Raw genomic sequence first — 12,279 nt, 5'->3', positions numbered from 1 at the left:
CATCTTCATGGATAGTTCCTATCAGTTACTATTCCCAACCCTGATTCTTTCCTTGGCTCTTTCCTCATCTTAACACTATGGAAAGCCAGACAAATACTCCTTTCTAAATTTTCGTTCCTCTCTTTTGCGTCAGTTTTAAAAAACGTAATTAAAACTGATAGCAAATAAATAGCCAGTGAATACTTGCTCAACAATTGCAAAGATATTTAACAAATATTCACTCTAACTTAAATGGTGCGTTGCGCTATACAATAACACACCCTACTAGCTGAATTGAAGTATGAAATTAGAAAATTCAAAATCTCAAACTTTGCGTCTTTGATCCTTTGTGCCTACCCTGCGGGATCTCCTGACGGAGATTGCGCCCAACATAATTCATACCGCCATTATGCAACGCGGTTTCTTTGGCATTTATTGATAATTTATTGATATTTTAAACCTCAACTAACACCGACAAATATTGATTAATTTCTTCTACATTATTATAGTGTGCTAATCCAATTCTCAATAAACCCCCAGATGTTTCTACCCCTAACTTTTCTGTGAGTTCAATAGCATAGAAATGACCATGCCAAGTAAAGATTCCTTTGGTTCCTAAAAACTTGGCTACATCTGCCGAGTTTTTGCCTTCAATTGTGATAGAAACTGTGGGAGTTCTCCATATAAATTGGCTAGGTTCAGTAATACCATAAACTGTGACACCAGGAATTTCTAACAACCCAGAAATCAGCTTTTTACTTAATTCTCTTTCATATTCTTGAATAGCTGACATTGCAGCTAACAAAGCCGCACGACGACTATGATAAGCAGAAGCTAACTCATGACTAGGTTGTTCAGGTGCAGTCACAAAACTGGGACAATGAAAAGTAGTTAAACCCTCTCTATCTGCTTGTATTAAAGAATCAAGTAATTCATTATCTAAAGTTGGGGAAACATGACAACCTAATTTTGCTAAATAATTAATTGTGGCTACTAACCCCGCTAAACCTTCATGGTTCAAAGTTCCGGTTTCCCATTTAAATGGAACTTCATTAGATCCAGGTTTGACTTTATAAGGAGTTAGACGAGTTAAATATTCTCTTTTTCCATATAAAATCCCAACGTGGGGAGCGAAGAATTTATAAGCGGAACAAACTAGAAAATCACAATCTAAATGATGCACATTCATAGGTGCATGGGGAGAATAATGAACAGCATCAACAAAAACCAAAGCACCAACAGCATGAGCTAATTTAACTATTTTAGCAATATCATTAATTGTTCCTACAGCATTAGAAGCATAAGTCACTGCTACTAATTTTGTGCGGGAATTAATCTTTGCTGCTAAATCATTTAAATCGAGGGTGCAGTCTGCAACATTGATGTCCACAACCTGAATATTCACACCCTTTTCTTCTAAAGCAGACCAAGGGGAAATATTAGCTGCATGATCAAGTTTGGTAACAATTATTTGATCACCTGGTTGCAGTTCTCGACCAATAGCACGACTGACACTAAAGGTTAGAGTGGTCATATTCGCACCGAATACCACTTCATCATTATCGCATCCTAAAAAATCTGCGCTCGCAGCCCTTGCAGAATTAATCACCGCATCAGTTCGCGCACTGGTAGCAAAATCCCCATGAGCATTAGCATTAGACCTGACTAAATAATTACTCATTCCATCCAATACCGCACCTGGTACTTGAGTTCCACCAGGTCCATCAAAAAAAATAGCTGGATGACCATTAATTGATTGCGTCAAAGCTGGAAATTGAGAGCGAATCCATTTTATATCCAGAGATTCCATAAATAAATTACCTCATTTTCTTAACTAACTATAGAGAGGAAAAAGAAATTTTTTAACCGCAGATGGACGGAGATAAATACAGATGATTGGTCTGGCATTTTCTCAATCAACTCCTCTGCGTTCCTCTGGATTTAAACTTTATTTCTTTGGTAAAGCAACATTTTTCAAAATATTCATTAGACCCATATCTTTAACTAGCTCCATTTGTTCAGTATTTCGCACCAGCAAAGCACCAGCGAACCCTAAAGAATTGACAGAAATTGACTCGAATTCCTCTTGATAACGTGGTACAATTAACATCCATTCTCGCGTAGCTAAAAGATTATATGCTCCAGATTGTTTATTATTATCAGTAGCCTCAATACCGACTATCTCCAGTAAAGCATAATATTTTGCTAACGTCACCTCTGCACTTTCATACCAGTTGAGAGTTGTGAAAGCGTGTAAAAAGGGAAGTCGAGGTATTATGGCAGTAGAATCTTTAAATTTAGCCTCTTTTAATAATGGTGTAATGGGAATCTCTGTCGCGGAGATAGGGACAATTTGTAAATGTTTATGTCGCTGACTAGCACCTGCAAGTTTACCGCCATTGTAGAAGACTAAACCATCAAAATCAGCTAAACAGGCCCACATTCCGGCAAAATCTTCTAAGGTAAGTAAGCTTTCTTGTTCTTCAAAAGCGCGAGTAATAATTAATAGGTGATAATCAACAACATTGAATTTATTTAAAATGCAGGCATGGGTATCAGAGATATCTGCTACAAATAAATCCTCTTCGTAAGGTAAGAATGGATTAAATTCTTTACCAGTTGCAGCGGTTTGTTGGTCTTGTTTTTCCTTAGCTGCTTTTTTGTGGTTGAGGTTGGATAATATTCTTACTAAGAATTTAACACCATCTTGTTCGACAAATTCAAGTTCTGTGGGTATAGATTTGAGCGCACCACATTTTAAAGCGTGTTCGGTAGTTTGTTTGATTTTTGTCCATAGTGTTCCTCGTTCAAGTAGTATTTTCCCGTGTGTCATCTGTTTCTATGATTTATGACTCTTAGTTACGCCAACGTTGAATAATTGCAATGTTCATCAGAACAATTGCCACAAGCAAGGCTACATTCCTTATTAAAGAATCATCCCAGTGTTTGAGAGCAATCGCAAATAAAGCCCAAACCGTTACACCTGCGTAAGGAATATCCCGGTATTTGATCACCATAACACTACTAAATGCTGCTGCGGCGAACAACATAATCACAGTGTATACCGTGTGAGTAATGCCCCAACCCTTCCAGTTATAAAAATACAGCGCACAGGCAACATTGACAATAGTCGCTACACTAATCCAACTCAGATATATACTCATAGGGGCATGAAGACAAAACTTCTTAATTCTACTCACGCGCTTGATACGAATTTCTAGCTGCTGGTGAATAATAATTAAGGGGATCAAAATTCCTCACATTGCTACTATTGAAAGTATAAAAAAAAATCTAGCTAGGAATAAATACACTCAGATAGATTGAGTAACTGAAGCAACTACCAACAGATATCTAGTACTACGTAAATCGACATCATCTCTTTGACTGGGAAGAAATTGGTAAATTGCTAAAGCAAATAATCCTAAGTAAATAAGTCCCCATACAGCAAATGCGTAGTTAGCGGGAATAATCAGGACATCTTTAAATAATGTGTTGGAAATTGCTCCTATATTGAGTCCGTTGAGTGGGAAAATATTGGATATTTTTTTAATAAAAAAAGCACCAACGATAGCACCTAATGTGGTAATCTGCCCAATAAAATCCTGATTATTGCCAGAAGATGATTGTTGCATGGGATAGTAGAATAAAATAAATTATTTTCTACTTCTAGCTTACATCTTATAGACTTGACAGGGATTTTTTCGGCTGACATAATACCATGATAAAACTACTTTGTGGTCTTATGGTTCTATCCAATCATGATTTTTACAAAGGGTAATGAGTTTTTCTTTGATGAGGAATGGCACATTTTCTGGTGAGACTACAATACAATCAGCGGAATATTGCATGATTTCCTGAATAAACCAAAATGTATTAGATACTTTCCTAATCACTCACTTGACTTTTGGTTTATCTGGTATCCATTCCACGATTTTATCCTCTGGTTTGGTTTGATATGCAAACACTAAGTTGTTAAGAGATGATTTATAAAGTAAAGGTTTAGGAGACAAGAGGAAGTAGCATAATTCTAGTCATAAGAGCATATATAGCCCCTTACCTCATTTGTGTTAAACGCTCATAATTCTTGCTTAGACGATGATATTGCTTAAACCACCCAAATGTTCTTTCTACTACCCAGGGTTGTGGTAAAACTTTAAATTCTTGCTCAGTAGGTCCTATGACTTCAACATGAGCTTGAATCATGAACCAAACTGCAAGTGCAAATTTATCACCGTCATAACCGGAATCAACCCATAAAACTTGGACTTTTTCCAATAATTCTGTGGGTTTCTCTAGCAGTTCCATTAGTGTATAGGCAGCAAGTATTAGTTCTGACACATTCGCTTGACTAACAACAAGTTTCAACATAAGTCCCAGGCTATCAACTAAAGTATGCCCCTTTCTTCCTTTCACCTTTTTACATCCGTCAAAACCATACACATCCCCTTTTTTTGGTCAGTTTTGACCGACTGACTGTCTACGGCGAGCGCGGTAGGTTGTGTTGATTTACCTAATTTCGAGCGAACTTGACCACCCAATGTATGGTTGAATTTTTCCCAAACCCCATGGCCCTGCCATTTCCTGTAATAGCTATATACCGTTGACCTTGGCGGGAAGTCACCTGGAAGCATATTCCATTGACATCCAGTTTTCAAATGATAATAGATGGCATTACATATTTCACCCATATCTGTTGTGGGTGGATGCCCTCCTTCTTTAGCTGGTGGAATCAATGGGGCCAGGATTTCCCACTCCATATCAGTTAAGTCTGTGGGGTAAGACTTTCGTTCCATTAGGAGCTATGTAAATACACTACATTTTATGTATCCTATCCTTCCAATATTCCTTTTCTACTCCCCTTTCCATTTACTTTATCAATAGCCTCTTAATAAATACATTTCCAATTCTATTTGGTCTAAGCTAGTACGCCAATAATCAGTAATTTACGTAACAGCCGCTTCGTTAATTCTGTCTAAACAACAACACCAGCTATGTTTAAGTTCTGGTATGTCAGAATTTCCTTCTGTTTCTTCTCACCAGCAATCAAGATATACGCTTTTCGTGAGGAGTGATTTTGGCATAGGGAACTGTAAAATTAAATACTCGTTCTGCTGCATCTTGGTATGCTAGTTGAAAAGGTTGTTGGCGCAATATATAGTGATCAACTTGTAACCTCCAAGATGGAATGGAAGAGAATTATTTAAAAATCCTTCACTTTACCTCCGTATTTATATGTATACTTCACTCCGTAAGAGTAACAACCCGGCGTATTACATGTGCAATTTCTCCAATTTCGGTTGATGAAGCAATACAACGACTTAAGGTACGAATACTGTAATATTCCCAGTCATGATTTTTACCGACTATTAACTCACGTTGAGAGATCGCTCAAAGTGAGTTTGGAGATATTGGGATCATCCCCCCACTTCATTATTCTAGTGCGATGACATCTAGTTCGGCTTTGTCTCGTTCTGACTGATACCGATAGTGTTATAGACTGACCTTTTCGACTCATTAAAAGTGTCCGTGTACTTTATATTTGTTTTCTCTTGCCAACTTTTATTTTCGGTGTCATTATGGATTTTAACAACGAGTTACGGACAGTTTTTAAATCAGTAACCGAATATAGAAAAGAGGTAAATAGGGAGCAGCAATAATGACTAGAAATAATTTACTTTCACGAATTTCCATTGATCCAAATATTTGTTTTGGTAAACCTTGCATTAAAGGTCATCGTATTTGGGTATCTCTAATTTTAGACTTCCTTGCAGGTGGAGAGACAATTGAAACAGACAACAGAATTTAATATTACACTCAAACCTATTTATTCACAAACAGTCCCCATACCTGATGGGGTGAAATTACTAGATGGTTAGTCTTTATCTTGGCATCAATTAGAGACTTTAAAAGCATTGCGCGATCCAAATACTGATGTCCTATTTAACACAGTCTATTTCTGATTCTGCATATAGGGTGACAAAACAAATGGAGTCTGCGGTGTTGTTTACACCCCAACTTTATACAAATAAACAAATGCTGAATGGTTCTAACGCTAAAGGCAATATTTCCAGTATTGCAATACTGGAAATGATGTTACGGCAAATTCTGATGAATCAGACTCAAGCTGTTGGTAAAAGGTTTGAGGATGCTAAATATTGTTACCTCTACTTTTATCCAACTTATTACTGCACACCAGAAACGAATAAGTTTCTACAATCAGCTATGCCAACATTGCTCAAACTAGGTTTAATGGCAGTATTCGCAATCATTTTATCAATGACGACTTGCAGGCTAATTTTGGGCGTAATCGTTACCAAAGTGTTGATACATTCTTGATTGATGAGGGCTTACAACGCAAGAAAGATTTACCTGAAAATAATGCAGAACACAGACAAGACCGTACATTTAAACTGTCTTATCCACAAGTTCAGCCTTTAACATTTTACTTTATGGCTTTACCACCAGGAGGCGATCCAACTGATACATAATCTTGGGTAATGCCTAGTTGGTTAGGATTTGCCTTCCGAATTTTTCTAGATGTGAAAACACTAGTTTCTGAGTCACCTAATTCCCCCTTTGAATGATGGAAATGAATTTGAAGAAAGTGTATTTCTTGATAGTGCGCCCCACGCTTTTCGGCTATTGGTGGGAAGAGATAAATTTAGACTAGATTATATTCTAGAAGGTTGGGAAGAAAATGGACAAAAAGATCCGGCACCACTCAATGTTCTAACTGCTGCTTATGCTATTCACCTTGCAGAAGTATTCCAGCTAATGAAGAGAGTTCACTCTTCTAGGGCAGAAGGACGCTGGATTATTAGTAACAGAGAAGAGGAATTACAAGAAATTTAAAATTTTGCTGAATACCTTATTGTTAAAGTTTCTCGTGAATCTTTTGCAGGAGACCGCGCACGTTTACAAGGTCGCCAAATCAACTATGTTTGCAATACTCGTGAATATCTTTACCGCCTAGGTAACTATGAAGAAAGTTCTCAAGGTAACAATGTTGTTGTTGATTTAGATGAAGAAGTTAATACATCTGAAGATGAATGATTTCTTGTAGCCGTTTTATGTGGCACAATTTCCATCTTATAAAAGTTAAGTTGACAAAATTTTCGGAGAGACATCATGACTTTTATTAAAACAGTTGATTCAAAACATTTTCAAGCCGTAATTGCCTACAAACCAATGGGAAGCTATATTCATTTTTTGACTTTGCGTGTAACTGAATCCTATCCTCTGTTTTAGACTGATAGAGATTCAAATAAATCACGGGTTCGGGCTGGTATTAAAAAGGATGATCCTGAAAGTCAAAAAACTATCATTCGTCTAAACAGTGTTCAAACGTAAATAGTCTAAGCCATAACGTTTAGTTGGTAGGTAATTACTGCGTAGATATCAATTGATGAAAGCTGAAGATTGTGAGTATGTATAATCTCAAATTTGCAATGGATAATTCTGACTGCATTATTTATGGTTTTTTAATTGGAGAGTCTGGTTCTGAAAAATCAAAAGTAGTCGTAGATTCAGCATTTTCTATCACCCATTTTGCTGAATCACATGAAACATTTACACTCAATGCACTTTTTGAAAATGGAACAATGACATCCAAGGGTGAAAAAGATACTAAAGTTTGTGAAATTACAAGTCTTAGTAAATCAACAATATCACATTAAACCTCAAATCTTTGTTCCTAGGATTGTTACCCTGAAAAACCCAACAGGAGCAAGCTTTTCGTATGTTTTTAATAAAATTCTACCAACTCGTCACTATGGCGCACAAACTACCTGTACAGGAAGGATAAGAAATGAGTTAATTGGAGTAATATTTGCTGATGGAGAAATCATTAGTAATTTAGGTTGGATTCAGACAATTCTCGATTATTTATATGGAAAATAATCAAACACTGAAATCGTCTGATCCGTTAAATGAAGATGAAGTGATTGAAGCCGAAGAAAATACCATTGCTACATTGATGCAAGAAGAATTTATTGTAGATGATGACCTTCCTGATAATAAATTTGCAGCTTTGCTAAATGAGGTAAAGGCTATCCTATCACAGGCAATGAGGATCAACTTAAACAGTTACTTGAAAAAGCGGATGATGAGGCTAAAGCCCATGGCAAGCTACACATAAAAGGTAAAGATAAGGCAACAGCTAAATAATAGCGATGACAATTATCTACCGTTGTTAATTACAACTACACCACAGCCTCTATTTTGCCACTCGTGAAATTGGCAGACTATACGAAACAGAGCCAATAATTCATAATTATGCCCTCTGTTACGCACTAAGTTTAGTTGATAGTCATGTCTATTCAACAACCGTTGCTAAAGAGGATTTATATCGCTATTTATACCCCGAATAAGTGCCAAAATATGAGCAATATTTAACTCCCTTAAACCACGAAGGAATCTATATAACTCCGGATCGTTCTCTTAAGCATTCAGCTATTCTCAATACATGGAAGTATGCAAATAATAACTACCATGTATAAATGGAGAGAACCCAAAAGAATCTTCCCAGTTTTGGCCGCTCAAAGGAAATTGCACCAGAAAGTAAATTCGAGTTTTTTCTAATTGCTTAAAAAGAAATCAAATTAACTAAATGGATTTGTTTTGGTAAGTGGATGAGTAAAGCAGAAATTAAGGTTAAGAAATTACCACAACCGAAAACTAAAACTGATTTATTCACCTGTACTCATCCTTTCAATCCCTTAGACTCATGTTTAGCAATCAAGTCATTAGTCATGATGTGGTAAATATGCCTCGAGTTAGTGTGATTCAAAATGTGCAAATGCGAGGGGAATATTACTTCTTAGATGATATCAAAGATGTAAAACTTCCCAAACAAATGCAATACCTTTTTCGGAGCTAATTACTTGCCAAAGCGTTTACGACTCTTCTTGATTTTAGGAGCGTGTAAAGGCATTAATTCAGCCATAATTACACCACGGTTTTGTAACCTTAACTTACGATTTCGCTCGCGTTGATAAGTGGCTATTTCTTCTACATGGGGATGGTCTGGATCTATTTATACTGTCAATCTCTCTTAATTTTCATTATTTATTTACAAAATGTGTCAGACTGGAAAAAATATGCCCCATAGTCTCATCCTTAACATTACTCCGCAATCTCCCATCTACCCCAATTTTCTCACCGGCAGACATTACCACGCCCTATTCCTTAATCTGGTTAGTTATGTTGATAGAAAATTAGGAGATTACCTACACGAATCAAATGCTAATAAAGCTTTTACGCTCTCACAATTGCAGGTAAAAAATAGGCATAAAACTCAATCTCACACTTTGCAATATGCGCATCAAGATGCTATTTCTGCAGGTACTTCTTGTTGGTGGAAAATATCTTTATTAGATGACAATTTATTTAGTCAACTTACACCCTTGTGGTTAAATATTAATCCTGAACAACCTTGGCATTTGGGTTCAGCTAATTTATATATTACCAGCAGTCAAGGTACTCCTCAATCTACTCGACCTTGGGCTAATACTTGTAGATATAACCAACTGTATGAACTAGCAAGTGAAACAGACCGCAATCTTAATTTCATCTTTTCTACACCTGTAGCTTTTCGTCAAGGTTTATTTGATAATGCTTTACCAACCAGGGAATCTGTATTTAATAGTCTTCTCAATCGGTGGAATAAATATAGTGGTATTGAATTAAATAATATTCCCCTTGAATCAATTTACCCTAGTGCTTTTAATATCAGAACTGAGGTTATTGGCAACTATAAAAATAAGTTTATTGGCTGTTTAGGCGAAATTAGCTATCGCATTCTTGGCAATGTAGAAACAATAGGGATTAAGCAAATTAACGCTTTAACTAATTTTGTGTTATATGCAGGAATAGGACGTAAAACAACAATGGGAATGGGAATGGTGAGAAGAAGGTCACAGGGAACAGGTGACAGGTGACAGGTGACACCGAAGAAGGTAAGAGAGAGTTAATAAGTTAGAGGTAAATCTAAATAAGGGAAGAGGAATTTTTTATGAAGATTGAATCACATCTAGATTTAATTGTGTGTGTGGCGAAAATCAATATATATGGTAGTTAGTATATATCAGTTAGCTTCTGCATTTCCGAATACAGAAAGAAGTGTATAGAAAGAAGTGTATGGTTTAACTTCACAAATTACCCCTTCTGCTGCATCTGTTCCAGCAAATATTGCAGAAGGCCATGCACAAGGAACAACTAACAACTTTTTTGTGTATAGCTAAAGGTTCATTAATGGAAACAGAAACTTTTTTAATGCTGGCAGTTAGGTTAAATTATCTAAATCCAGAACAAGCAAATCCTACAACATTATCTCAAATTACTGAAATTACTAAAATGCTCACTTCTCTCCGTTATCGAATCTTAAATACTCCATAAGTAATTCTCTTCCTACTGTTACCTCTTAACTGATACCTCTTCTGATTAACTATGATTGAGCAAAACAAAACTAACTTTCTTCGTAAGGATTCAGGTCTAAGGTAGAGGGATTAAAGAAGGTGTATGGAAAGCAGAGTGAACCATGGCTTTCATAGGTTGGTCAAAAAACTCAATTAGAGAAAGTGCTTGATGGCGACAAGTTTGTATAACCGTCAATAAATTGGCAGGATGTTGGAATAGCTCCAGAGAAAGAGAACCACCAGAGACTTTTCCCTGTGTCAGTGCTAAACCTAACCTTGGTTCAGCTAAATTATGATCAAGGTCTATTACCTAAGGAAGGTAAAAGTTTACCAGGTTCCCCTGGGGCTTGATCAATGAATGAATGGAAGATTCAACTTTTGGTTGAAACTAGGATGGGCAAGTCAAGAACTCATGAAGGTTTTGGGTTTGTGGGAATAAAGGGTAGTTTTTAAAACCTTCATCTATGAGGTCCATGAATTTTGTGCCAATTTCTTGGTGATTGAAGCCAGGAATCTTGATTAGTGTCTTGAAGTGACGGGGTAGGGTAGAGATGTGCCTGACATTTCTGTTGAGCTGTGACCGCATAACCGTTATAGGCAGTAAAGTCATCAGAACTGAGTACACCAGAGTAACTTGAACCCACAATGGATTCTAATTCGCCAGGAAAACGAGTATCAGACCCATGAAATAAAGGGAAGTCACTATTGGTAAAAATCCATAACCACATTGTTTCACCCCTTTGAGTACCCAGGGTGTTTCATCCCCAAGGATATGAGGCTGGGTTTGTTTTATCCACTGTTTGAGGCTATGAATACTTTGAGCCACTGGACCATCTATTCCTTCATTGGTACCTACTAATGTTCCCACTCCAATTTCTATTTGACCCAGTGCCCACAACAAGAAGTATTCTTTTTCATAGGGTCAATAGCCCTAGTTATTGATCCATCCCAAACAAGATTGTAGTGTGATTTCTATATGTTGTACCGATACTATCTCTGGTGACCAGTGTGCCCTTTGTGTTTCCCCACACACACTGCACATCCACGTATATCTTTCATATTCTACTATTTGGATTGGCCTGTCCACCAACTCCCCTAGTTGTTGTGTTTGGATTTTTATTGGTTCGCCAAACAATTGACCCTGAGCTCACCATCCACACACTTGCCGTCCCACTATCTCAAATCTATTCTATCTACTCCACTAAACACCTTTCTCGTTTTTCCCCTATGCCCTGGTTGTCCTCCTGGTTTCCGTTTTCGTGTCTGCTTCTCTTCTGGTTTCTCTTCTTGTTTGTTCTCGGTTTTTTTCAGGATGTCTCCCAAGGGTGGTTTGGATCATGTTATGGTCTCTAAATCTCTACTGACTTTGAGTTTCTCTATTTCCTTTTCCAGTTCTACTACTCTATTTGTTAGGTTCTCTATACTTTTCCCCTGGTCAATAATGATTTCTACCAGTTGCTCTGTTCCCAACTTCTTCAATATCTCTCTGTCTGGTTTTGGTGGCAGCTTCTTTTCCATAACTGGTATATTCTGCCTCACTTATCACACTTGTCAATACCCCAGCACCTGAATCCTTACAAAAATACCGTCAAATTTTGATGCGTTGTCAACGAGAATCTGATGTTGATTTATCTCCATATAATATATATCACTCGTATTGGACAAACAATTACACCTTACACAGCAAGAGTTTCAGCTATTTTTGCTCTTGACACGATTCCTGAAATGGACTATCATCAGAGCATCCGCCCAATCAAACCTTAAAAACTATATAATTTGAAATTTCAAATAATCCCTAATAGGGATTGAAACCATCTTGATACGCCATACTATTTCTCCTTTGATTAGTTGAAATTTCAAATAATCTCTATTAGGGATTAAAACT

6 protein-coding genes and 7 pseudogenes are annotated in these 12,279 nt (G+C 36.9%); 6 read left to right on the top strand and 7 right to left on the bottom strand.

Annotation, left to right across the window (positions count from 1 at the left end; all coding sequences use genetic code 11):
• Positions 1-433: 433 nt before the first annotated feature.
• The 6 genes and pseudogenes from AAZO_RS17360 to AAZO_RS31135 form a co-directional block, all read right to left on the bottom strand.
• The gene (locus tag AAZO_RS17360; protein ID WP_013192227.1) at positions 434-1,789 is read right to left on the bottom strand and encodes an aminotransferase class V-fold PLP-dependent enzyme; all 1,356 of its coding nucleotides are present in this window, start codon (positions 1,787-1,789) and stop codon (positions 434-436) included.
• A 138-nt stretch (positions 1,790-1,927) separates the two neighbouring features.
• A complete protein-coding gene (locus AAZO_RS17355) occupies positions 1,928-2,812 on the bottom strand; it encodes an ATP adenylyltransferase family protein (protein ID WP_013192226.1) in 885 nt (294 codons plus the stop codon).
• 22 nt (positions 2,813-2,834) lie between these two features.
• A complete protein-coding gene (locus AAZO_RS42740; protein WP_338026921.1) occupies positions 2,835-3,230 on the bottom strand; it encodes a hypothetical protein in 396 nt (131 codons plus the stop codon).
• A 60-nt stretch (positions 3,231-3,290) separates the two neighbouring features.
• A complete protein-coding gene (locus AAZO_RS42735) occupies positions 3,291-3,611 on the bottom strand; it encodes a hypothetical protein (protein ID WP_338026920.1) in 321 nt (106 codons plus the stop codon).
• A 108-nt stretch (positions 3,612-3,719) separates the two neighbouring features.
• Positions 3,720-3,956: pseudogene (locus AAZO_RS34115) on the bottom strand (WYL domain-containing protein); the annotation flags it as partial.
• Positions 3,957-4,032: 76 nt separating this feature from the next.
• Positions 4,033-4,772 (bottom strand): IS5 family transposase gene (locus AAZO_RS31135; protein ID WP_085940216.1). Its coding sequence is split into 2 segments (ribosomal slippage): positions 4,033-4,421 and positions 4,421-4,772, totalling 741 coding nucleotides; the frame shifts between segments, so codons are not numbered across the junction.
• A gap of 863 nt (positions 4,773-5,635) precedes the next feature.
• Here AAZO_RS31135 and AAZO_RS31130 point away from each other — a divergent pair.
• From AAZO_RS31130 to AAZO_RS34110, 6 genes and pseudogenes are all read left to right on the top strand, one after another.
• Positions 5,636-5,767, top strand: a pseudogene (locus AAZO_RS31130) (DUF433 domain-containing protein); the annotation flags it as partial.
• A gap of 161 nt (positions 5,768-5,928) precedes the next feature.
• A pseudogene (cas10d, locus tag AAZO_RS31125) lies at positions 5,929-7,032 on the top strand (type I-D CRISPR-associated protein Cas10d/Csc3); the annotation flags it as partial.
• Between the two features lie 75 nt (positions 7,033-7,107).
• Positions 7,108-8,145: pseudogene (cas7d, locus tag AAZO_RS43975) on the top strand (type I-D CRISPR-associated protein Cas7/Csc2).
• A 68-nt stretch (positions 8,146-8,213) separates the two neighbouring features.
• Positions 8,214-8,857 (top strand): annotated as a pseudogene (gene cas5d / locus AAZO_RS31120) (type I-D CRISPR-associated protein Cas5/Csc1).
• A gap of 220 nt (positions 8,858-9,077) precedes the next feature.
• Positions 9,078-9,917 carry a CRISPR-associated endoribonuclease Cas6 gene (cas6, locus tag AAZO_RS17315; RefSeq protein ID WP_041641333.1) on the top strand — a complete coding sequence of 280 codons (840 nt, stop codon included), beginning with the start codon at positions 9,078-9,080 and terminating at the stop codon, positions 9,915-9,917.
• A gap of 195 nt (positions 9,918-10,112) precedes the next feature.
• A pseudogene (locus tag AAZO_RS34110) lies at positions 10,113-10,374 on the top strand (four helix bundle protein).
• Positions 10,375-10,470: 96 nt separating this feature from the next.
• Here the strand turns inward: AAZO_RS34110 and AAZO_RS43970 are convergent.
• Positions 10,471-11,912 (bottom strand): annotated as a pseudogene (locus tag AAZO_RS43970) (IS66 family transposase).
• Positions 11,913-12,279: the final 367 nt, after the last annotated feature.

Origin of the sequence: 'Nostoc azollae' 0708 (genome assembly GCF_000196515.1) — a bacterium.
Lineage (GTDB): Bacteria > Cyanobacteriota > Cyanobacteriia > Cyanobacteriales > Nostocaceae > Trichormus_B > Trichormus_B azollae.
This window is presented reverse-complemented; position numbering and strand designations above follow the sequence as displayed.

Excerpts from the sequence above, each read along its gene's own strand:
- AAZO_RS17360 (WP_013192227.1), bottom strand. The coding sequence starts at position 1,789 with ATGGAATCTCTGGATATAAAATGGATTCGCTCTCAATTTCCAGCTTTG.
- AAZO_RS42735 (WP_338026920.1), bottom strand. The coding sequence starts at position 3,611 with ATGCAACAATCATCTTCTGGCAATAATCAGGATTTTATTGGGCAGATT.
- cas6 (WP_041641333.1), top strand. The coding sequence starts at position 9,078 with ATGCCCCATAGTCTCATCCTTAACATTACTCCGCAATCTCCCATCTAC.
- AAZO_RS17355 (WP_013192226.1), bottom strand. The coding sequence starts at position 2,812 with ATGACACACGGGAAAATACTACTTGAACGAGGAACACTATGGACAAAA.